20 protein-coding genes are annotated in these 22268 nt (G+C 67.2%); 4 read left to right on the top strand and 16 right to left on the bottom strand.

Annotated elements, in window-relative coordinates; all coding sequences use genetic code 11:
* The first annotated feature begins 132 nt into the window (after positions 1 to 132).
* Positions 133 to 1203 (top strand): porin, encoded by a 1071-nt coding sequence (locus tag K309_RS0117075; protein WP_029047574.1) that lies wholly within the window; start codon positions 133 to 135, stop codon positions 1201 to 1203.
* Between the two features lie 137 nt (positions 1204 to 1340).
* Here the strand turns inward: K309_RS0117075 and K309_RS0117070 are convergent, their stop codons facing one another.
* Complete coding sequence (locus K309_RS0117070) at positions 1341 to 1826, bottom strand: DM13 domain-containing protein (protein ID WP_029047573.1); 486 nt, start codon at positions 1824 to 1826, stop codon at positions 1341 to 1343.
* A gap of 139 nt (positions 1827 to 1965) precedes the next feature.
* Here K309_RS0117070 and K309_RS0117065 point away from each other — a divergent pair, with 139 nt between their 5' ends.
* Both K309_RS0117065 and K309_RS0117060 read left to right on the top strand, forming a co-directional pair.
* A complete protein-coding gene (locus tag K309_RS0117065) occupies positions 1966 to 2199 on the top strand; it encodes a hypothetical protein (protein WP_029047572.1) in 234 nt (77 codons plus the stop codon).
* Positions 2187 to 3020: a CDP-diacylglycerol diphosphatase gene (locus tag K309_RS0117060; RefSeq protein ID WP_029047571.1), complete on the top strand. Its 834-nt coding sequence runs from the start codon at positions 2187 to 2189 to the stop codon at positions 3018 to 3020. Before K309_RS0117065 ends, K309_RS0117060 begins: the two co-directional genes overlap by 13 nt.
* Here the strand turns inward: K309_RS0117060 and K309_RS36725 are convergent.
* The 15 genes from K309_RS36725 to K309_RS0116985 all read right to left on the bottom strand — a co-directional run bounded on the left by K309_RS36725 (position 3017) and on the right by K309_RS0116985 (position 20460).
* Positions 3017 to 4642: a TAXI family TRAP transporter solute-binding subunit gene (locus tag K309_RS36725; RefSeq protein ID WP_051320497.1), complete on the bottom strand. Its 1626-nt coding sequence runs from the start codon at positions 4640 to 4642 to the stop codon at positions 3017 to 3019. The two genes, K309_RS0117060 and K309_RS36725, sit on opposite strands and share 4 nt — an antisense overlap.
* A gap of 1 nt (position 4643) precedes the next feature.
* Positions 4644 to 5834, bottom strand: coding sequence for a sodium/glutamate symporter (gene gltS, locus K309_RS0117050; protein ID WP_029047570.1), 1191 nt, complete (start codon positions 5832 to 5834; stop codon positions 4644 to 4646).
* Between the two features lie 392 nt (positions 5835 to 6226).
* Positions 6227 to 7393 (bottom strand): ABC transporter permease, encoded by a 1167-nt coding sequence (locus K309_RS0117045; protein WP_029047569.1) that lies wholly within the window; start codon positions 7391 to 7393, stop codon positions 6227 to 6229.
* Between the two features lie 14 nt (positions 7394 to 7407).
* Positions 7408 to 8562 carry an ABC transporter permease gene (locus K309_RS0117040; RefSeq protein ID WP_029047568.1) on the bottom strand — a complete coding sequence of 385 codons (1155 nt, stop codon included), beginning with the start codon at positions 8560 to 8562 and terminating at the stop codon, positions 7408 to 7410.
* A 6-nt stretch (positions 8563 to 8568) separates the two neighbouring features.
* A complete protein-coding gene (locus K309_RS0117035; protein ID WP_029047567.1) occupies positions 8569 to 9261 on the bottom strand; it encodes an ABC transporter ATP-binding protein in 693 nt (230 codons plus the stop codon).
* A 38-nt stretch (positions 9262 to 9299) separates the two neighbouring features.
* Positions 9300 to 10517, bottom strand: coding sequence for an efflux RND transporter periplasmic adaptor subunit (locus K309_RS0117030; RefSeq protein WP_029047566.1), 1218 nt, complete (start codon positions 10515 to 10517; stop codon positions 9300 to 9302).
* A gap of 189 nt (positions 10518 to 10706) precedes the next feature.
* Positions 10707 to 11054 (bottom strand): ArsR/SmtB family transcription factor, encoded by a 348-nt coding sequence (locus K309_RS0117025; protein ID WP_084402460.1) that lies wholly within the window; start codon positions 11052 to 11054, stop codon positions 10707 to 10709.
* Positions 11035 to 11499: an SRPBCC family protein gene (locus K309_RS0117020; protein ID WP_029047564.1), complete on the bottom strand. Its 465-nt coding sequence runs from the start codon at positions 11497 to 11499 to the stop codon at positions 11035 to 11037. The genes K309_RS0117025 and K309_RS0117020 overlap by 20 nt, the downstream gene beginning before the upstream one ends.
* A gap of 95 nt (positions 11500 to 11594) precedes the next feature.
* Positions 11595 to 12548, bottom strand: a complete 954-nt coding sequence (locus K309_RS0117015; RefSeq protein WP_029047563.1) for a PDR/VanB family oxidoreductase — start codon at positions 12546 to 12548, stop codon at positions 11595 to 11597.
* A 73-nt stretch (positions 12549 to 12621) separates the two neighbouring features.
* On the bottom strand, positions 12622 to 14241 hold the full coding sequence (locus tag K309_RS0117010) for a trimethylamine N-oxide permease (RefSeq protein ID WP_369796440.1): 1620 nt from the start codon (positions 14239 to 14241) through the stop codon (positions 12622 to 12624).
* 368 nt (positions 14242 to 14609) lie between these two features.
* Positions 14610 to 14912 (bottom strand): CBU_0592 family membrane protein, encoded by a 303-nt coding sequence (locus K309_RS0117005; RefSeq protein WP_029047561.1) that lies wholly within the window; start codon positions 14910 to 14912, stop codon positions 14610 to 14612.
* A 46-nt stretch (positions 14913 to 14958) separates the two neighbouring features.
* A complete protein-coding gene (locus K309_RS0117000; RefSeq protein ID WP_029047560.1) occupies positions 14959 to 15855 on the bottom strand; it encodes a TorF family putative porin in 897 nt (298 codons plus the stop codon).
* 175 nt (positions 15856 to 16030) lie between these two features.
* On the bottom strand, positions 16031 to 17761 hold the full coding sequence (gene betA, locus K309_RS0116995) for a choline dehydrogenase (RefSeq protein WP_029047559.1): 1731 nt from the start codon (positions 17759 to 17761) through the stop codon (positions 16031 to 16033).
* 85 nt (positions 17762 to 17846) lie between these two features.
* Entirely contained in the window at positions 17847 to 19313 is a 1467-nt protein-coding gene (locus K309_RS0116990; protein WP_029047558.1) for an aldehyde dehydrogenase family protein, read from the bottom strand.
* A gap of 28 nt (positions 19314 to 19341) precedes the next feature.
* A complete protein-coding gene (locus K309_RS0116985; RefSeq protein ID WP_029047557.1) occupies positions 19342 to 20460 on the bottom strand; it encodes an aromatic ring-hydroxylating oxygenase subunit alpha in 1119 nt (372 codons plus the stop codon).
* A gap of 245 nt (positions 20461 to 20705) precedes the next feature.
* On the opposite strand from K309_RS0116985, the gene K309_RS36720 reads away from it, so the two are divergent.
* A complete protein-coding gene (locus tag K309_RS36720) occupies positions 20706 to 22193 on the top strand; it encodes a helix-turn-helix domain-containing protein (RefSeq protein WP_084402459.1) in 1488 nt (495 codons plus the stop codon).
* The last annotated feature ends 75 nt before the right edge of the window (positions 22194 to 22268 follow it).

The following is a 22268-nucleotide window of genomic DNA, read 5'->3' as shown; positions in this document are numbered from 1 at the left end:
CGGGCCGCACATGTGCGGACGTGCGCCGCCCGCAGGGTCCGGCGCGGCCAGCCGGCTCAGGCCGGCATGGCCCCCCGGTTCCGGTCGGACCGGCGCGGTGTCATGGAATCACCATAAAACAGAGAAATCACAGTGAAGAAAGCTCTCCTTGCATTGACGGCAGCAGTAGCCGCTACGACGGCATCCGGGGCGGCATCGGCCCAGTCCGCATCGAACGTAACGCTGTACGGCATTGCCGATGCCGGCCTCGAAGTCATCAGCCACGTGCCCGGCAGCAACGGTGCCCAGGGCACGACCACCCGCCTGAACTCGGGCAACCTCTCCGGCTCGCGCTGGGGCCTGCGCGGCACCGAAGACCTGGGCGAAGGCCTGAAGGGTATCTTCGTGCTGGAAAGCGGTTTCGATATCGATACCGGCACCTCTGGCCAGGGCAACCGCCTGTTCGGCCGCCAGGCCTACGTGGGCCTGCAGGGCAGCTTCGGCGCCGTCACGCTGGGCCGCCAGCAGAACGCGCTGTACGACCTGTTCGGCGCCTTCGACCCGATGGGCGTGGGCCCGCGCTACTCGCTCAACAGCGTCGACTCGGCCTTCAACGGCCGCGCCGACAACGCCATCAAGTACACCGGCAAGTTCGGCGGCCTGACCGCCACCGGCTTCTACAGCTTCGGCCGCGACAACAACGGCGAAGTGCCGGGCGAACCCAAGGTCGCGCGCAATTTCGGCGGCGGGCTGTCGTACGGCGTCGGTGGCTTCTCGGTGGGTGCCGCCTACGACCAGTACCAGGGCGCCACCGTGGCACTGCAGGACCGCAGCGCCAAGCGCGCCGCGGTGGGCACCGCCTACGCCTTCGGCGGCGCCAAGGTGTTCGCCGGCTACCGCTGGCTGAAGGACGACGGCGTCTCCAGTGCCACCGCCGCCGCGACCCGCAGCAACGTCTACTGGGCCGGCGCGCAGTACCGCTTCACGCCTGCCTTCCTGGTGACCGGCGCCGCCTACTACAACGACACCCGCAACAGCGATGCCGATCCGTGGATGTTCGTGCTGTCGGCGGACTATTCGCTGTCCAAGCGCACCGACGTGTACCTGAACGTGGGCTACGCCAAGAACAAGAACGGCTCGGCCCTGGGCCTGAATGGCGTGGGCACCGTGGTCGCGGGCGAGAACCAGACCGGCGCCACCATCGGCATGCGTCACCGCTTCTGATCCCGGCCTGCCCGCCCGTGGCACGCCACGGCGCGCCACGGGCGGGCGCATGATGTTCATATCGACACCTTGCCTATGCGGGGTTCGTTGGGCCGGTTCCTCGATCGGCCCTTTTTTCTTGCGCGGTCTTGCACGGCCTAGCGGTACGCCGCAGCACTGATGAACTGCCCGAACCGCTCGCACCAGATCACCACCGCACGGTGCTGGCCAGGGTCGACGCCATCCGGCAGCGCCACGGTGAAATTGCCGAATGTTTTCAACGGTGCAACCTGCACCGCGCGGTCCTTGATCGCAAGGAAAGCCGCCTCGGTGTCGACGAATTCCGGCACCAGGTAGATCCGGTAGTCCGGCCCCGGCGCCACGCTGCCTTCGAAGGCAATGGAACGGGCCGACACATGCAGCCGTCCGCTGGCCCAGTGGAAGGCGTCACTGCCGGCCAGGTCCTTGCGGAAGTCGCCGGAATAGGCCGCCTGCCGCGACACCGCCTGTACCTGCCCGATACTCGCCCCCGCCTGCTCGGTCAGGATCGGCAGCACATAGATTCCGGCCGCGAAGCCGGTTGCCAGCATGGCGAGGTGCGTCAGCGCGAGGATCGCGATCTTGCGGGGAGACTTTGACGTCATGTCTGGCTCCAGTTTCCGGCGAGGGGACAGGGGTTGGTCGTTGCCGGTGCGGCTTCCTGACAGCAAGTTCCAACGGCAGTCATCAAAGCAACACAGGAATGTGGTTATGATTTGTCGTCCTCATGACGAGAAGCTGCCTATGACACTCCACGTCACGATCCGTACCATCCGTACGGGCGCGCTGCAAACGGCCCGCTACCAGGCCCAGGTTTACCCGACCACCGATGCCGAAGCCCTGCCCCTGCTGGCCACACCCTGGAGCGAACGCGAGGCCGAGGCCTTTCGCGACGCCCAGTTCTGGGCCCAGCGCCACGCCTATATCGTGTCCAACCCGCGGGCGGGGACGTACTACGGCATTCCATGCCGGCGCTGATGCCGGCACGCCGGCGCGGTGCGCTGGCGCTGGCAGCGGCATGGATGCTGGCGGGCTGCACCCCCGAGAAAGTGGTCGGCGTCCTGTCCGGCGGGCGCGACGGCCTGTGGCGCAACGTGCAGCAGCGCTGCCTGGCGCCGCCGCAGCCGCAGCATGCCGATTGCGCCAGCGTCGACCGCGCCCGCGGGCTGGTGCTGTACAAGGATGCGATCGGCTTGTCGCACTACCTGGTGATCCCGGCGCGGCCGGTGACGGGCGTGGAGGATCGCAGGGCGTGGGACGGCACCGGTGCCAACGCCTGGGCCTTCGGCTGGGATGAGCGCGGCATCGTCGGGCAGGCGCTGGGCAAGCCGGTGCCGGACGACATGCTGGGGCTGGCGGTCAATTCCCGCACCTCGCGCAGCCAGGACCAGCTTCATATCCACCTGGACTGCATCAGTGCCGCGGCGCGCGCCTTCGTCAATGGCGCGAGCGGGCCGATCGGCACCGAGTGGACTTCGCTGCGGTTCGACGGCAAGCCGGTGCGGGCCAGGTTTATCCCGGCTGCCGCGCCGGTCTTGTCGGCCGACCCGTTCGCGCTGGTCGGCGGCAGGGCTGACGACCCCGGCGCCAGCGCCATCGCGGTGCCGCCGCCCGACCGGGGCATCTTCCTCACCTATGGCCAGGACCGGCAGGGCCGCCCTGGCTTCTTCCTGGTGGACCAGCCGGTCCACGCGGCGGGCGGCAGCAATGGCCATGCGAGCGACTTCCTGGACCGGCGCTGCCGGCTGGCGGCGGAGTTGCCGGCGGCAGGATTGCGTGAGCGGCGATTTCGGGGCTAGCGGGCGCCCGGCCTGGATGCGCTGGCGGCCGGTGCCGATGCGGGCGCCGGTGCCGGTGCCGGTGCCGATGCCGATGGCGACGCGGGCGCCGGACCCCGCGTAGCCGGTCCTCCGGACCGCTGCCCCGGCGTGGCCGCCGTGCCCGCCGCCAGGCCGTCCAGCACCTTGGCCGCCGCCAGGTGCTGCGGAATCACCAGCCCTTCGCGCGCGGTCGCCACGTTGATCTGCCCACCCTGCGCGCTGCCACGCGCGACGAAGTCGCGGCCATGCCGGTACACCAGCCGCGTCAGGTCGGCCACCTCGGTGTCCGACAGGTCCGGCCCGGTCACCAGGATCGCCGCGGTGGCGATGGTGCGCACCGGCTCGCGCAGGCCAGGATAGGTGCCGGGTGCGATGCTGGCGCGGAAGTACCCCGCCTTCTGCCCGACCATCGCCGCGATCGCGCGCTCGTCCAGCGGCAGCAGCCGCAACGGCAGTTCGCTCACCGCATCGCGGATGCTGTCGGATGGCACGCCGATCACCTGCATCACCGCATCCACCTGGTTCTGGCGCAGTGCCACCAGCGCCGCGCCCAAGCCGACTTCCTCGGCCTTGAAATCCTTCTCGGTCAGCCCGTGCGCGGCCAGCACGCGCAGCACCGTGCCACGCGAGGCCGCGCCGCGTTCGCCTACCGCGATGCGCTTGCCGTGCAGGTCGGACACCGAGCGCGCCGGATCGCCGTCGCGCACGAGCACATGCACTGGTTCCGGGTACAGGCTGCCGATGGCGCGCAGCGACGCGTGCGGCCCGTCCTCGGCAAAGGCGCCCTTGCCCTCGTAGGCATCCAGCGCGCTGTCGCCTTGCGCCATGGCCGCCGAGACCTTGCCGTTGCGCAGCAGGTGCAGGTTCTCTTCGCCGCCGCGAGTGACCAGCGCGATGGCGCGCACGCGCGCGCCGTCCACCAGTGCGCGCACGAAGCGCAGGTACTGGCCATGCTCGGCGCCGGCAGCGATGGCGTAGCCCTCGTCGACGCGGGCCAGCCGGGCGCGGATATTGGCGTGCGCGGTGGTGAGTTCCTGTTCGATCACCGCGCGCTGCGCCGGCGAGGCGTCTTTCTGGACCGCCTCGACCACCTTGCGCATCGCGTCCAGGATTGCCGCCGGGCCGGTGGGCGCGTTGGTGGCCACGGCCGGCGCCTCGGCCGGGCGGTAACCGGCGGGCTGCACGCTGACCCAGCGCTCGCCGTCGCGCCGGTACAGCGCGGTGCCGTGCGCGCGCAGGACGTCGCCCGCCTTGTTGCCGCCGCTGGTGATCCCGGTAATGCCGCGCGGCCCCGCGCCCAGCGCCGAGATCAGCCCGGCCACGCCGGGCGAATCCCACGCGCCGAAGTCGTAGTCGCGCAGCAGCTTCAGTTCGGTGTCGAAATACACCACGCGCCGGGTCTCGCCGGCCGGCGCCTTGGTATCGGACTGCGAACCGCGCCGGTCGATGCCGACCAGCTGCACGGTGCCTGGCGGGAGCGCCTGCGCCAGGCGCTCGTTGAGGTCGGCGCGGATGCCGTCGGCGTTCGGGCCTCCGCCGCAGCCGGCCAGGCACAGGCTGGCCAGCAGCGCAAGGAGGAAGGCAAAGCAGGCACGGCGCATGTCAGCCTCCGATCAGCGGCAAGGCCAGCATCACGGTCAGCACGAACGCGTTCATCAGGTCGACAAAGAACGCGCCGGCCAGCGGCGTGATCAGGTAGCTGGTGGGCGCCGGCCCGTAGCGCGCGGTGATCGCGCGCATATTGGCCATGGCGGTCGCCGTGGAACCCATGTTGAAGCCGATGAACGCGGCCGAGGTGACCGCCGCCTCGTAGTCGCGGCCCATGAAGCGGAAGCAGACGAGCACCACATACAGGATGATGAACACGACCTGCATCGCGATGATCAGCAGGAACGGGCCGGCCGACAGCGCCACCTCGGCCAGGTCCAGCGCCATCATGGTCATGACCAGGAACAGCGACAGGCAGACGTTGGTGATCAGGTCGGTGGCGCGGTCGTCGAAGCGCATGCCGATGAACGGCAGCAGGTTGCGGATCGCGATGCCGAGCATCATGCACCACAGGAAGCCGGGGATGGTGATCGGGCCCGACGGCATCTGCGCCGCGATCCAGCGCCCGCCGATCACCGCGGCCAGGATGCCGGCCAGCGCCGCAAGCGCGCCGACCGTGGTGATCGGCGAAGCGGCGGCGGCTTCCTCCTCGGTGTCGCCGGCCTCGCGCGAGGTCGAGCGCAGCTTGTAGCGCGAGATCAGGTACTGCGCCACGGGACCCCCGATGATGCCGCCGACGACCAGGCCGATGGTCGCCACCGTCATCGACAGGTCCATCACCGCTTGCAGGTTGTTGACCTCGGCGAAGCGCTCGGCATACGCGGCCCCGGTGCCGTGGCCGCCCACCAGCGTGATGGAGCCGCTCACCAGCCCGAAGATAGGGTGCAGGTCGAGCGTCCTGGCCATGGCCACGCCGACGGTGTTCTGCACCACGATATAGGGCAGCAGGATGATCAGGAAGATCACCAGCGCCTTGCCGCCGCGCTTGAGCATGCGCAGGTCGGCGCCAAGGCCGACGCCGCCGAAGAACATCAGCAGCAGCACCGGCTTCATGCCGGGATCGATGACCACGCGGAAATTTGCCGCCGCCGCGGCCACTGACGCGACCATGGCGAACAGCAGCCCGCCGGTGACGGGGTCGGGGATGTTGTAGCGCGACAGGATGCCGACGCTGCGGTTGACCAGGGTGCCGATCAGCAGCACCACCACGGCGGTCAGCAATGAAGCCAGCAGGTCGAGATTCATCGGGGGCGTCCTGGCGGTAAGTCCTGCGGTGGGGCGCCGCTGGCCGTGCCGGTGCGCACTGGCCGCCAGCAAAGGCGTGGCGCGTAGCATGCATCACTACGGGTTGTAGACGGACGGTGGGGAGAAGGCAAGGAAAGGATCGGGGGCGATCGGAAACCTGTGGCGAAGCCAACGGTGTTTAGTGCACCTCAAGCCGTCCGGGCTGGCCTGAGCAATGTGTTCTCCCTCTCCCCACATGGGGAGAGGGTTGGGGTGAGGGGTGGTTCAGCCAGGCACCACATCAAGCGAGCCTATGGTTTTGATGAGCATAACTTTCGTGGAGGCGCATGCCCTCACCGCCGGCCCCTCTCCCGCGCGCGGGAGAGGGAGAAAACAAGGGGCAGGTGGGCCACTCAACGCGCCCGCAGCGCATCCACGATACTCATCCTGGCCGCCCGTACCGCCGGCAGGAAGCCGCCCACCAGCCCCATCGCCATCGCGAACGCCAGCGTCTGCAGTGCGATGCCAGGCGTCAGGATGAAGCGGAACGACAGATCGGCAAACGTCTGGAAATTGGTCGTCGAGAACGACGCGAACTGCATCAGCGCCGCAAACGCGAGCCCGGCCACGCCACCCACCAGTCCGAGCAATGCCGCCTCGATCAGGAACGCCACCAGCACGTTGGCACGCTTGAATCCCAGCGCGCGCAGCGTGCCGATCTCGGCCACGCGGTTGGCCACCGACGCGTACATGGTGATCATGGCGCCGATCATTGCCGCAACCGAAAAAATCGTGGACAGCGTAAAGCCCAGGATATTGATAAAGCTCGACAGCGCCTTGGACTGATCGCTGTAGAAGACCTGCTCGTGCTTGGCCTCGTCGGCCAGGCGCGGGTCGACGTCGATATCGGCGCGGAAGCGCTCGAACAGCGTGGGGTTGGCCAGCCGCACCACCATCGACGAATACGCATTGCGCCGGAACGACTGCATCAGCTGGTCGACATCGCCCCAGATCTCCGAGTCGAAGCCGCTGCCGCCGGCGTCGAAGTGGCCTACCACGGTCCACTCGCGCTGGGCGAAGCGCAGGTGTTCACCGATCCGCACGCCGGCAAAGCCGCCGGCAATGCTGCTGCCGACGATGATTTCAGCCGAGCCCGGGCGGAACATGCGCCCCGCCACGAGCCTGACCTGCGGACGCAGGTCCATGCCCAGCGGCGAAATGCCGCGGATCACCACGTTGGAGGGTTGCCCGGTGCTGGACTTGGTCAGCGAGATCAGCACGACCGCCTCGCGCGAGGCCATCGGCTGGCCGGTGCCGGTCATGGCCACCGCGGGGTGCATTTCCAGGATACTGGCCTGGCCGCGCTCGACGGCGCTCTGGATCTCGGTTTCGGCGCCCTTGCGGATCACCACCACGTTGTCGCGCTCGCCGGTGGTGACCAGCGTCTTCTTCAGGCCGGCATCCAGCATCAGCATGGTGGCGAAGACAAAAACCACCAGCGCCAGCCCGCCCGCGGTCAGCGCGGTCGTCAGCCGCCGGGCCCACAGGTTGCGCGCGATATAGGTAAGCGGGATCGCCATGGTTGTCCGCTGTGTCAGCCGATCGCCCGCAGGCCTTCGACGATGCGCACGCGCGCGGCCTGCACCGCGGGCACGATGCCGGCGGCGATGCCTACCGCGAGCGCGCACGCGGCCTGCGCGCGCATCGTCTCCGGCGATACCGTGAACACCGGGAACACGCCGCCTACCGCCTGCTTGAAGGCCGCCGCCATCGGCGGCGTGGCCAGCATGCCGAGCGCGCCGCCCGCCACGCAGATCGCCAGCGACTCGCCGAATACCAGCAGCGCGAGGAAGCCCGGGCCGAAGCCCAGCGCCTTGAGCGTGGCGTATTCCACGGTGCGCTCGCGCGCGCTCATCGCCATCGCATTGGCCATCACCGCCATGATGATCACGATCACCACGTAGGAGACCACGCGGATCGCCGCGATGATCTGGTTCGACATGGCGACGAAGCCGAGCTGGAACGCCTGCTCGGTCTCGGTCAGCGTCTCCGCCAGCGAGTTGCGGAACACGGCATCGACATTGCGCGAGATCGCCGCGGTGTTGTCGGGGTTGTCCACGCCCAGCACAAAGACCCCGACCTGGTCGGCCTGCCGCGGCGTCTTCTTGCGGATGGTTTCGTTCAGGTATTCCCAGTGGAACACCATCTGCTTCGTGATGATGCTTTCGTCGCGGCCGTCCATGATGCCGCGCACGACGAACTCCCAGGTGCCGGGGTAGATGGTGCCCTTGATCGGGATCACGTCGCCGATCTTGAAGCCGAACTGGTCGGCCAGCTGGCGGCCCACCAGCGCCCCCTTGCGGTCGCGCTGGTAGTCGGCGCGCTGCTGTTCGGGAACGATGAATTCCGGATAAAGATCGAGGTAGTTGTCCGACACCGCGAACTGCGCAAAGAAATTCTTGGGATCGCGATAGACGCCGCCGAACCAGTTCGAACGCGCCACCGAGGTCACGCCGTCGACGCCGCGGATGCGGCCCTCGTAGCTGAGCGGCAGCGGGAACACCAGCGAGATCGCATTGCGCGTCACCAGCCGCGCGCTGGACGCGGCCGACGCGCCGGCGTACCACGCGTCGATCACGGTCTGCAGCAGCCCGAACGCCAGCACCGCGATCACCAGCCCCAGCACGGTCAGCGCGGTGCGCAGCTTGTGCCGCAGTGCGTTGCGGGTGATCAGCTTGAGCGCGTACATGACAGGTCAGGCGACCTCGCCACGGATCAGCTCGCCCTTCTCCAGGTGCACCAGCGAGCTCGCCGCGGCCGCGGCATGGGCATCGTGCGTGACCATGATGATGGTCTTGCCGAGTTCCGCGTTCAGGCGCTGCATCATCGCCAGGATTTCCGCGGCAGAGGTGCGGTCGAGGTCGCCGGTGGGCTCGTCGGCGACGATCAGCGTCGGGTCGGTGATCAGCGCCCGCGCGATCGCCACGCGCTGCTGCTGCCCGCCCGACAGCTCGGACGGGTAGTGGCTCATGCGGTCGGCCAGGTTGACCATGTCCAGCACCAGCTCAACGCGCGCGCGGCGTTCCGCGCGCGGCAGGCTGGTCAGCATCAGCGGCAGCTCCACGTTTTCGAACGCGGTCAGCACCGGCATCAGGTTGTAGAACTGGAAGACGAAACCGACATTGGCCGCGCGCCAGTCGGCCAGCGCGGCTTCGGGCAGCTGCGTGATATCTAGCCCGGCCACTTGCAGCGTGCCGCTGTCGGGCCGGTCGATGCCGGCGATCAGGTTCAGCAGCGTGCTCTTGCCGGAGCCGGACGGGCCCATCAGCGCGACGAATTCGCCCTCGCCGATATCGAGCGAGATATCGGTCAGCACGGGCACGGTCTGCATGCCGCGCCGGTAGGATTTGGCGACGTGGCTGATGCGGACCAGCGGCGCGGCGCTCATGGGCTCACCCTCATATGGTCACCCTCATGTGGTCACACTCAAGGCTTGGCCGGCGTGACGCGGTCGCCGTCGCCGAGCTTGTCGCCGGGGGACAGCACCAGCACGTCACCGGGCTTGACGCCCTGCACCGCGACCAGCTCGCCGAGCTTGTCGCCGGTCTTGACCTGGGTCTCGTGCGCCTTGCCGTCCCGGACCACGTAGACCACCTGCCGGCCATCGCGCGTGACCACCGCGGCGGGCTGCACCGCGACCATCGGTTGGCGGTCCCGCGCCGTGGCGGCGCGCGACAGGAAGGCGATCTTGGCGCTCATGTCCGGCAGCACGCGCGCGTCGCGGTCGACAAAGCGCACCTTGACCAGCACCGTGGCCTTGGAGCGGTCCACGGTCGGCACGATGCGCGAAACCTGGCCGGCCAGGCGCACGCCCGGCAACGCGTCGAGCAGCAGCTCACACGGCTGGCCGGCGCGGATCCTGGCGATATTGGATTCGGCGACGTCGGCCTCCACTTCCAGCGTCTCCATGTCGGCAATGGTCACGATCGCGCCCTTGGTGTCGGCGGCGGCCGAGAACGGCGTGATGTTGTCGCCCACGTTGGCATGCTTGACCAGCACCACGCCGTCGAACGGCGCGCGCACCACGGTCTGTTCCACCGCCACCTCGGCCGCGCGCGCATTGGCCTGCGCCGACGCGATCGACGCCTGCGAACTGCTGACCGATGCCCTGGCCTTGTTGTAGCGCGCGACGTCGGCGTCATACTGGTTGCGCGAGATGGCGTTCGGCACGATCAGGATCTGCGAGCGGCGCAGGTTGACTTCCGCGTCCTTCAGCTCCGCCTGCTGCAGGGCCAGGTTGGCCTGCGCCACCTTGACCTGGGCCTGCGCCTGGGCGAAGGTCGCGGACACGTCCTTGCTTTCCAGCCGCGCGATGACCTCGTCCTTCTTTACGCGCGAGCCTTCCAGCACGCCCAGCCATTCGAGCCGGCCCTGCGCCTTGGAAGCGACTGCCGCCTTGCGCTGCGGCACGACATAGCCAGTGGCGTTGAGCAGCGTGAAATTCTGCGTGGGATAGGCCGAGGTAACCGTTGTGGTCTGCACCGACCGAGGGCCGGCGAGCCTGACGGCGATGCCGAGCACGGCCAGCAGGACCAGCGCGATGACCGCATAGCGCAGCCATCTGCGCCGGGGGCGGAGGCGCGCGCCGGGCGCGGCGGTGGCGCTGCGGTCGATTTTCAGCCTGGACAGGTCGTGGTCAGCCAATTGCGCGCTTCCTCCGGCAGGCCTGGCGCGATCGCGGCCTGCGTGTTGCCGTGGTGGTGGGCGGGGGGCTTCCCAGTATAGCGGGGTGCGCGGGGGATTACATGCTGCGGCTTCGCTCTGCCTGGCAGCTGCTCCCTCTCCCGTTTGCGGGAGAGGGGAGCAAACCAGTGGCTCGCAGTGCGTCCCAAGCTAGTGATTCGTCTCCACCGCAAGCTTCAGCTTGCCCAGCGCAAACTCCCACTGCCTCCCGATCGCCTCCAGCGACCGCCGCGCCGCCTCGACCTGCCCAGGCTCGAACATCCACAGCCGCTCGCGCCCGGCCTTGCTGTCGCGCACCAGCCCGGCCTGCGACAGCACCTGCAGGTGCTTGGTCACCGCCTGCCGTGTCATGGTGCTGCCGGCGGTCAGCTGCGCGATCGACATCGCGCCGCCCGCGCACAGCGCCGCCACCAGCCGCAGCCGGGTTTCGTCGCCCAGCGCGGCAAATACCGCGGCGGACTGTTGCAGATCCAGCGCTTCAGGCGGCGCCGGTGACATGCTTGTGGACATTCTTCACCTGTTGATCCCAGCCGCCGCTGTTCATGCGGAACGCTTCCATGCGGCGCTCGGGCGGGATCTGGTCGAAGCCTGACTCGACCACGGTCAGCATGGTGCCGCCGTCGACTTCGCGCAGCGTGAATTCCACCAGCGTGCTCGGTTCGCCGGAATAGTCACGCCCCCGTTCCATTGGCGCGGGGTGCCAGCGCCAGGACAGCAGCCTTTCCGGCTCCACGCGTTCCACCTGCACGTCGAACTTCAGGTATTCGTAGCCGGGGTAGGTGATGCTGCCGACAGCGCGCCGGCCAGGTGTGAAGGTGGCGCCATCGAACTTGACGCCGAACCAGCTGCCGAAGGAATCGGCATCGGCCAGCGCGTGCCAGACGCGCGCCACGGGGGCTTCTATCAGGATGCTGCGTTCGATGCGGTCGGTGTCGGAAGGCATGTCCGGTCTCCTGTTCGGGGTTGATGTGCAACGGTATGGTTGCATGTTAGGAGACCGGGGACGGAAACGCAACCAAACGGTTGCTGATGACGCGATCAGAGATCCAGCACCAGCCGCTGCCCCTTGCACCGCGACACGCACAGCATCATCGTCTTCTGCGCTGTCTTCTCCGCATCGGACAGGTACTGGTCACGGTGGTCCGCTTCCCCCTCCAGGATCGCGGTTTCGCATGAGCCGCAGATGCCCTCGCGGCACATGCAGTCCACCTGGATCCCGGCCTTTTCGATGGCGCGCAGCAGCGATTCCTCCGCGCCCACCTGCAGCGTCAGCCCGCTCTTTCGCAACACGGCCTCGAAGGCGCCGCCGGTGGCATCCACCTCGTTGCGGAACTGCTCGAAGTGGATTCGGCTGGCGTCCCAGCCGGCGGCGCGCGCGGCGTTGACCACGGCGTCGTTCAGCGGGGCGGGGCCGCACACATAGACGTGGGTTTCGGCCGGCTGCGTGGCGAGCAGCGAGGCGATGTCGAGCATCGTGCCGGAATCGCTCTCGTACAGGTGCAATTGTTCCGGCTGCAGCGTGGCCGGCAGCATGTCGAGGAACGCGGCGGACTGCGCATTGCGGAAGCAGTAGTGCAGCTCGAAATGTGCGTTGCTCGCGGCAAGCGCCTGGATATGCGTCATGAACGGCGTGATGCCGATGCCGCCGGCGATCAGCAGATGGCGGCCGGCGCCGCGGTCCAGGCCGAACAGGTTGCCCGGCGCGCCGATATGCAGCTCGTCGCCCTCGCGCACCTGCTCATGCATGTAGCGCGAGCCGCCGCGCGAGGCTTCTTCCAGCCGTACCGCGATCTGGTAGTGAGCAGGGTTGTCCAGCGCGCTGGTCAGCGAGTAGGCGTTGCGCAGCCGGCCGCTGTCCATATGCACCACGACGTGGCTGCCGCTGGAAAACGCGGGCAGCGCGCCGCCGTCGCAGGGTTGCAGGGTGAAGCGCTTGATGCCGTCGGCCAGCGGCTCGACGCGGCCGACGCGTACGCGGAGCGTGTCAGTCATGGCAATACCTCGGAATACAGGGAATATCGGGAGGGGAAGCCAGGCCGGCATGGCGCCGGCCCGTCACGGCAAATCAGGAGATCACGGTCAGCCGCGCCGCGATCCACACCACCAGGGCGCCGACGATCAGCGCCACGTAGGGCAGCTTGCCGGCACGCGCATGCGGCAGTTCCATGTCGCGGCGCATCGACTCGGGGAAGCGGCCCTTGTCCTGGACGTAGTGGCGATAGATGAAGACCGGCACGATCAGCAGCGCGGCGATCAGGCCATTGCGCAGCGTGTTCTCGCCCTGGAAGTTGGCGCCGGCGCCGACAAAGGCCAGGTCGAAGAATCCGCAGAACGCGCCCAGTGCCAGCAGCCAGTTCTTGCACTTGTACGGGCGGGCCCAGTCGGGTCGGTCCATGCGGTGGATCCAGCCCGCCTGCAGGTTCAGGAACACGAAGATCATGTAGCAGACGTTGCTGATCGACAGCACCGCCATGTAGTTCGACATCAGCAGCAGGAACAGGTTGAACAGCAGGTCCGTCCACATCGCGCGGGTCGGGGAGCCGTGCTCGTTCACGTGCGAGAGGTAGCGCGGCAGCCAGCCGTCGACCGAGGCCTGGTACAGCGTGCGAGACGAACCCATCATCGAGGTCATCACGATCAGCAGGATCGCCAGCACCAGCATCACCACGATCACGTTGAACACCACTGCGCCGCCGCCGACGAACTTCGCCATTGCCGCGCCCACGCCGGAACCGTCGACGATGTCCGGCGCCAGCATGCCTTGCAGGCCGAGCGAGCCCTGGAAGGCGATCGGCACCGCGATAAACATGAACAGGCACAGCACGCCGGACCAGAAGATCGCCTTGAAGGTGTCCTTCTGCGGGTCCTTGAACTCGCGGGTGTAGCAGACCGCGGTCTCGAAGCCGAAGGTCGACCAGCAGGCCAGGAACATCGCGCCCATCGCCGTGCTGATGCCAGCCGCGTTCCAGCCGCCCAGCACCGCGGCGCCGGTGGCGTCGTGCGTCAGCGGCAGCAGTGGCAGGAAATTGGTCGAAGGCATGTCGCCCGTGAACAGCGGCACCAGCGCGATCACCACCAGCGGCGTCAGGGAGGCAATGCCCAGGATGCGCTGCGTGGTGGCCGCGGCCGAGGCGCCGCTGTGCTGCAGCTTGAAGGTGATCAGTAGGAACGCGGTGGCCAGCAGGAAGGTGGAGTTCACCCGCAGCGTCAGGCCTTTGCTGACGAAGCCCAGGTCCAGCAGCGTCAGCTGCCAGGTGTTGATGACCGAATCGGCTGGGAACAGCGCGCTCAGCATGTAGCCGGCGGCCAGGCTGGTGCCCAGCGCCAGCATCGGCGACCACGCCACCCAGTTGCACCACACCGAGACCGGCGCGACGAACTTGCTGTAGCGCACCCAGCCGAGCGCGCCATAAACCGAGGCGCCACCCGACTTGTGCGGATACAGGCCCGAGATCTCGGCGTAGACGAAGCACTGCACAAAGCCGATCAGGATGGCCAGGATCCAGATCACCCACGCGGGGTTGCCGATAGTGGCGGACACGCCGCCGATGGTGAAGAGCACGCCGGCGGGCACGCCGCTGGTGACCCAGAAGGCGTCCTTCCAGGTCAGGGTGCGCTGCAGTTCATGGGATTGGGTTGGCTGGGTCTGTTGCTGCGCAGGGGCGAGCGGCGCCTGCGCGCCGATCGACAGCACGTCTTTCTGTGAATACACGAAATGTCTCCTTGCTTCCCGGTTGCCGTTTGTCTGGAGCGCGAACTCCGTCACGGTCTGCCGTCTGCGGTGGGTAGGTACTTGGGGTACTGCCTGCCGGTCGTTACGACGGTCGGGAATCTGTGGCGGGAATTTTGGGGGCGTTTCTCATCCTTGTCTCCTGTTGTCATCCCGGGGTTGCCGCGCGGCCTGAATCAGGTCTTGCAGCTTCCGGTTTCCTTTTGATTCACTAATAGTGAAAAACATTACTATCGGTGTTTCGGGTGAGTATAGGAACGGCCCTGCGCCAACGCAACGGAAGATTTGTAATCGCGTTGCAATCGGCACCGGCCGTGCCTCGACTACTGCTGCACGGGCTGCCCTGGACGCGGGCCGCCCAGCGTTCCCACCACCGCGCGCCCGGCGCGCCGGTTGCGCCACCATCCCAACAGCGTCAGTCCCAGCCAGAAGCACTGGGTCAGGAACGAGGCCAGGTTGAACGCGCCCGCCAGCGAGACCAGGATGCAGCTCGGCCCGATCACGTTGAGGACGACGGCCAGCCGGCCGGTCGGGGATTTGTGCAGGACCTGCACGGCAAAGTGCGCGGCGACGTAGGCGGCAACGCCGACAAGTCCGGTCACGTCGGTAAGACCCAGGGAGGCCATGGTGGTGTGCTTCGTAAGGCAGTGGTACAGCGGTTGATGAATGCCGTCAGAACGTCTTGGTCAGCGAGACCAGGAACGTGCTTTTCAGCGGGTTGGACACCGCCGGGTTGCCGGAGGAATCCAGCGCGCCGGTGGTGTAGTTGTCGTAGACGTCGGTGCGGCCCCAGCCGCGGGTATAGGCGCCGGTCAGCGTCCAGCCGCCTTCAAAGGCCTTGGACAGCGCCACGCGCACGTCGCGGAAGTTATAGGCGGCAAAGTTGCGCACGCGCTCCTGGCCGTAGTGCAGCAGCAGCGAGACGCCGTGGCCCAGGTCGAAGGTGCCATTCACGTCGAGGTAGCCGGAGCCGCGGCTGTGCAGGTCGTTGCCGGTCATCAGCGAGGCGCTGTTATAGCCGAAGTAGTCGGGCGTATAGGTCAGCCAGTACTTGACGTTGAACCACTTCCACGTCAGCGACGCGACGGCTTCGCCGTAGTTGTACCTGGTCTGCGCGTACTGCAGCTTCGCGCCCGGGTAGAGGTAGTAGTAGACCTGTCCGGCGTAGACGAAGTCGCCGATGGTGCCGGTATAGCCCGCATACAGGTCCCATTCGACCGTGCCGCCCTCGATGAACTTGTCGCTGATGCTGGACATCCAGGTACCGGCGGAAAAGCCGCTCGGATGGGCGTAGTCGATGCCGCCCTGCACAGCAGGCTTGCCCCACGTCTGGCGGAAGCCGCGCGAGACGTATTGCGAGGTCAGTGTCATGTTGGCGCTCCACGGCGACGTTGGCGCGGTTTCGGCCGGTGGCACGGTGGCAGTGACCTGCGGCACCGGCGCGACTGCCAGCGTGGTGTCGCTGCCGGCCTGCGCCAGCGCGGGCAGCGCCTGGCACAGCAACAGGGGCAGGGCGCTGTACAGGACGCTGTATGGGGCCCTTCTTGCAGCAAAGCATTTGCGCAGCATGGTTGTGTCTCATCCTTGGAGCCGGTCTGGGTTTGTTTATGGATCGCCGGCTTTGGTGGTGGTGGGGGGCGATGCTTCCGACAGGGCGCACGCTGCCCGCCGGGACTTCGGTCCCGGCAGCGCATGTGCCGCAGTCAGGGTTCGGGCGGGATGCCCGCGCGCCGCGCCGCTCGGGTCAGGCAGGCATCGGCATGGGGATGCGTGCGGTGGGCGGCTGCGCTCGCTCCGCGCTCGCCTGCATGCGCGCAGGCGCCGCCTTGTAGTAAGGCGCCGTCGAACGCTGCAGCGGGGCGCGGCCGCGGATCACGTCGGCCAGCTTCTCGGCCATCATGATCGTGGGCGCATTCAGGTTGCCGGTGACGATCCTCGGCATGATCGAGGCATCGACCACGCGCAGGGCGGACAGGCCATGCACGCGGCCCTGGTTGTCGACCACCGCCATCGGGTCGGAGGCGTCGCCCATCTTGCAGGTGCAGGACGGGTGCAGCGCGGTCTCGGCATGCTCGCGCACGAAGGCGTCGATCTCGGCATCGCTCTGGATCATCATGCCCGGCTTGATCTCGCGGCCGCGGAACTGGTCCATTGCCTGCTGGCCGATGATCTCCCGAGTCAGGCGAATCGCCGCGCGGAATTCGCGCCAGTCGACGTCGTGCGCCATGTAGTTGAACAGCAGGCGCGGCTTCACGCGCGGGTCGCGGCTGGCCAGCTTGACGAAGCCGGTGCTGGGCGAGCGCATCGAGCCCACATGGCACTGGAAGCCGTGCGACTGGACGGGATTGCTGCCGTCGTAGTTCATCGCCAGCGGGATGAAGTGGTACTGCAGGTTGGGCCAGGCAAACTCGTCGCTGCTGCGGATGAAGCCGCCGGCCTCGAAGTGATTGGATGCGGCGATGCCGGTGCCGCGCAGGTACCACTCGATGCCGATGGCCGGCTTGTTCCACCATTTCAGTGCCGGGTACAGCGAGACCGGCTTGGTGCATTCGTACTGCAGGTACATCTCCAGATGGTCCTGCAGGTTCTCGCCGACGCCCTTCAGGTCCGCGACGGCATCGATGCCGAACGCGCGCAGTTCATCCGCATTGCCCACGCCGGAGCGCAGCAGCAGTTGCGGCGAGGCCACCGCGCCGTTGCTGACGATCACTTCGCGGCGCGCGCGGGCCTCGCGCACATGATCGCCCTGGAGGTAGGAAACGCCGATGGCGCGCTGCCCGGAGAACAGGATGCGGTCTGCCAGCGCACGGGTATGCACGGTCAGGTTGGGCCGGTCCTTCGCCTGGTCGAGGTAGGCCAGCGAAGTGCTGCAGCGGCGCCCGCGCGCGGTGGTGGTGCGGTCCATCGGGCCGAAGCCTTCCTGCCTGTAGCCGTTCAGGTCATCGGTGCGGCCATAGCCGGCCTGCTCGCCGGCCTTGATAAAGGCATCGAACAGCGGGCTGATACCGGCCTTCGGTGTGGTCACATGCAGCGGGCCATTGCCGCCGTGGTAGTCGTTGGCGCCCTTGTCGTAGGTCTCGGCCTTGCGGAAGTAGGGCAGGCAGTCGGCGTAGCTCCAGTTCTCCAGCGACCGGTTCTCTGCCCAGCCGTCATAGTCCATCGCGTTGCCGCGGATGTAGACCATACCGTTGATCAGCGACGAGCCGCCCAGCCCCTTGCCGCGGCCCTGCGTCATGCGGCGGTTGTTCATGTGCGGCTCGGGCTCGGTGACGTAGGCCCAGTTGTAGGTGGTGCCCTGCAATGGATAGGCCAGCGCGGCCGGCATCTGCGTGCGCCAGTCCAGGCGCCAGTCGGGACCGCCTGCCTCCAGCAGCAGTACCGAGACACCGGCGTCCTCGGTCAGCCGCGCGGCCAGCACGCAGCCGGCCGAGCCGGCGCCGACGATGATGTAGTCGTACTCATGGATTGCCTGCATGGTGCAATCTCCTCGTTTGCGTGACGCCGTGCGTGGCGGCCCGGGGGCGGTGCCGCCGCGCACGCGATTGCGAAGTCAGCTGCGCTCAGGCGCCGAACCAGCCCATCGCCTTGGGGGCGAGGTTGATATAGCTGTGCTTGAGCTCGGTGTACTCGTCCAGGCCGATGCGGGCAAGCTCGCGGCCGATGCCGCTCGCCTTGTAGCCGCCCCACGGCGCTTCCGGGAAATACGGGTGGTAGTCGTTGACCCACACCGTGCCGAAGCGCAGCGCGCGCGACATGCGGTTGGCCTTGTCCAGGTCGCGGGTCCAGACTGCGGCGGCCAGGCCGTACGGCGTGTCGTTGGCGGCACGCAGCGCTTCTTCCTCGGAGCGGAAGCGCTCGGCGGTGATCACCGGCCCGAAAATCTCCTCCTTCGCAATCTTCATCTCTGCCGTCACGTCCGCAAGCAGCGTCGGTTCCAGCCAGTAGCCCTTCTTGTATACGTCGCCGGCCGGCCGCTTGCCGCCGTGGACCAGCCGCGCGCCTTCGGCGATGCCGGCCTGCACCATGCCGAGGATCTTCTCGTGCTGTTGCGCCGACTGCACCGGGCCCATCTGCGTTTCGCCATGGAAGCCGTTGCCGATCACGATGCGTGGCAGGCGCTCGGCCAGCCGGCCGATGAATGCATCATAGATGCTGTCTTCGACCATCAGGCGCGAGCCTGCGGAGCAGACCTGGCCGGCGTGGAAGAACGCGGCGTTGAGCGCGTAGTCGACCGCTGCATCCAGGTCGGCATCGGCAAAGACGATGTTCGGGTTCTTGCCGCCCAGCTCCAGGCCGATGCGCTTGAAGTTGCCGGTGGCCGCCTTCATGATGCTCTCGCCGGCGTAGGCGCCGCCGGTGAAGGACACCAGGTCCACGTCAAGGCTTTCGGCCAGTTCCGCGCCCACTTCGGCGCCGCCGGTCACCAGGTTGAACACGCCCGGCGGCAGGTCCAGCTCGGCCACCAGCTGCGTGAAGTGGTGCGTGGTCAGCGGCGTCAGGTTGCTGGGTTTGATCACCACCGTGTTGCCGGCGCCCAGCGCCGGCGCGATTTTCCACGCGGCCTGCAGCAGCGGGTAGTTCCACGGCGTGATCAGGCCGCACACACCCACCGGCTCGCGCAGCGTGCGGCTGATCACGTGGTGCGGCGCTTCGTTGACGGCGCCCGATTCCGACGCCACCAGTCCCGCAAAGTAGCGGAAGGTGGCGGCGATATCGCCCATGTCGGTGCGGCTCTCGGTCAGCGTCTTGCCGGTGTTGAGCGACTCCAGGTGGGCAAGCTTCCCGGCATCGCGGTCAATCAGTTCGGCGATCCTGTTCAGCAGTTTCGCGCGGTCGCGGATCGTCGTCTGGCGCCACGGGCCATCGAAGGCCTTGCGCGCGGCCGCGATGGCCAGGCGCGCGTCGGCGCGGGTGGCTTCTGCGGCCTGCGCGATCACGGATTCGTCGGCCGGGCTCACGATGGCGCGCGTGCCGTGGTCGATGGGCGACTGCCACTGGCCGTCGATATAGAGCTGGGTCTGGATCATTGCTGCGGTTCCGGTTGTTCTTGTGGGTTCAGGCGGCCAGGGCGTCGAGCACCATCTGCTGGAAGTGCTGCACGCCGTGCTCGCCGATGGCGGAGGTCTTGTCGTCGGTGACCAGCAACGGGCCCTGCCCGTTGCGGTAGCCGCGCGACTTCAGGCCGCGCTGCACCGATTCGACGATGCTGAGGTCTTCCGGCTTGAGCACGTTCTTGTAGTAGTCGATCAGTTGCTCCTGCTCGGCGGTGGGCGTGCTGTCGCGGAAGTAGAACTCGAAGTGCTGGATGGTGGTGTCGGCATCCACCGGGAACATGTAGAACACGCCATAGTTGCCGTCGCCCGGCAGCACGTTCAGCGTGACGTTGGGCCACAGCCAGTACGCGGCGAAGTCGGTGTTGGGCGCGTCGCTGTCATAGGTGAAGGCGTCGCTGCCCGAGCGGGTCTGGCCGACCTGGCTGGTGTAGAGGCCGCGCACTTCGTGCTTGTAGGTCTCCATCCTGATCGACTCGACCAGCGCGGGGTGCGCGGTCTGGCAGTGCAGGCACTCCAGGTAGTTGTCGACCACCACCTTCCAGTTGGCCTTCATCTCGTAGGTGAGCTTGTACGCCGGCACCAGCTTGTCGACGTCCGGGCAGCGCGCGCGGATCTCGTCGTTGAGGCCGGCGGCCAGTTCGGCCAGCGGCTTCGCATCCATGTCGAGGTTGACGAAAACCAGGCCGCAGAACTCTTCCACGCGCACCGGTGTCAGGCCGGCGTTGTCCTTGCAGAAGCCCGGCACGTTCTCGGCGTTGCGCACATGGATCAGCTTGCCGTCCAGGCCAAAGGACCAGGCGTGGTAGGGGCAGGTGATCACGTTCTTCGCCTTGCCGGCGCCGTCGGCAAACAGCTCGTGCGCGCGGTGCGGGCACACGTTGTAGAACGCGCGCAGCACGCCGTCGCGGCCGCGCACCACGAACACGTTCTCGCCGGCCACCTTGGCGGTGGCGTACTGGTTGTTCTCGGCGACCTGGCTCTTGTGCATCACGCATACCCAGCTGCGGGCGAAGATCGTCTTTTTCTCGTGCTCGAAAATCTCCGGCGAGGTGTAGTAGTAGGCCGGCAGCGTGTAGGCCAGCGACGTAGTGCTGCAGACAGGGGCGGTGGTGTCTTGCATGGGGGTGTCTCCTCGGTTGTCTCGGTCTGTGCGGTGACTTGTCGATTCACTAACAGTAAATTAAATTACCAATAGTGATGTGAAGCGAAGTCTAGTGACGAGGACGGGGATGCTGCAATACTGGAAAACATATCGAATTTCCATTCTTAATTGATCTGGACTATTGATTCGCGCGATTTGGCTCGATGGTGTAAGGTTCGAGTTACTCAATTCACCATCGGTTGAAAAAAAGTAGAGGGGATGCCATGACCGAAGACACTTTTGCCACCCGCCTGAAAGGCGTGCTGGAGGGCAAAAGGATCATGCTCAAGCAAGTGGCCGAGGCCCTGTCGGTCTCGCCATCGGCGGTACACAAGTGGACTCGCGGCGGCGAGATCGAATACGAGCGCTTGCTGGCGCTGGCGCGTTTCCTGGGCGTGAACTGGCTGTGGCTGCGCTACGGCGAGCAGGCCATCGCCGACCTGGAGGCGAGCAGCGCTTCCGATCCGCACATCAAGGAACTGCGCCAGAAGCACCTTGCCGAGATCATGGAAAGCGAGGCACGGATGAAATTCGCGCAGGAAGTCTCGGGTATCGTCACCTGGGAATGGAACGTGCTGACCGATGGCCTGACGTATTCGTCCAACGACGTCACGCTGTTCGGCCGTCATATCCGCAACATGGACGATTTCTGGGCCTGCGTGCATCCGGCCGACGTGGCGCGCCTGAAAGAGGTGCTGGCGCGCACGCTGGGCGCGCAGGAAATGCACGAGTGGGAATTCCGCGTGGTGCACGAGGACACCACGCGCTGGATTTCGTCACGGGCCACGCTGGTGCGCGATTTCGACCAGCGCCCTGTGAAGATGATCGGCGTGAGCCTGGACATCACCGAACGCCGCCGCGCCGAAGCCGCGCTACGCCAGAACGAGGCACTGCTGGCCAAGGCGCAGGAGATCGCGCACCTCGGCGGCTGGACCTGGAACATCCAGACCGACGACTGCGCCTGGACCGACGAGGCCTACCGCATCTTCGGCTGGGCGCCGCAGGCGTTCAAGGTGACCATGGACCGCTACCTTGCATCGATCGTGGAGGAAGACCGCCCGCGCGTGCAGGCCGCCATCCGCGCGGCCACCGTCGACAAGGCGCCGTACCGGGTCGACTACCGCATCACGCTGCCCGACGGCAGCCACCGGGACATCCACGAGGAAGGCGAGGTCACGCTGGACGAGCATGGCAATGCGCTGACCATGGTGGGCGCGTCGCAGGACGTGACCGAACAGAAGCGGGTGGAGGCCGCACACCGCGACAGCGAGGAACGCTTCCGCGCCACCTTCGAGCAGGCTGCGGTGGGGATCGCCCACCTGGACCTGAACGGGCACTGGTTGCGCGCCAACCGCAAGCTGCGCGAGATCCTGGGCTACGACAACGCCACGCTGGTGCAACGGACGTTCCAGGAGCTGACGGTGCCGGAAGACCTGGAGGAGAACCTGGCGCTGTACCAGCGGCTGCTCGATGGCGAGCTCGAGACCTACACGCTGAAGAAGCGCTTTATCCGCGCGGATGGCGGCACGGTGTGGACCAAGGTCACCACCTCGCTCAGCCGGCGGCCGGGGGATGGCGGGCCGGCGTATCTGATCGCGATCGTCGAGGCGCTGGACGAGGAGGTGATTGGGGCGAGCGATGATGGCGGCAAACCGGCGGCGGTCCGCACGCCGCGCAAGCGCGCGGGGGATAAGGCGCGCAGCCCGGCCTGAAACGCTGCTGCGCATTTGCCGGAAAGCCGATGCCTTTGTCGGCGCACTCGCCCGTTGTAACGACTGTTTCATCGC

The sequence above is a fragment of the Cupriavidus phytohabitans genome, from assembly GCF_000426345.1.
In the GTDB taxonomy this organism is placed as follows: domain Bacteria; phylum Pseudomonadota; class Gammaproteobacteria; order Burkholderiales; family Burkholderiaceae; genus Cupriavidus.
The sequence above is the reverse complement of the archived record's forward strand: the minus strand, read 5'-3'. Positions and strand labels throughout refer to the sequence as shown.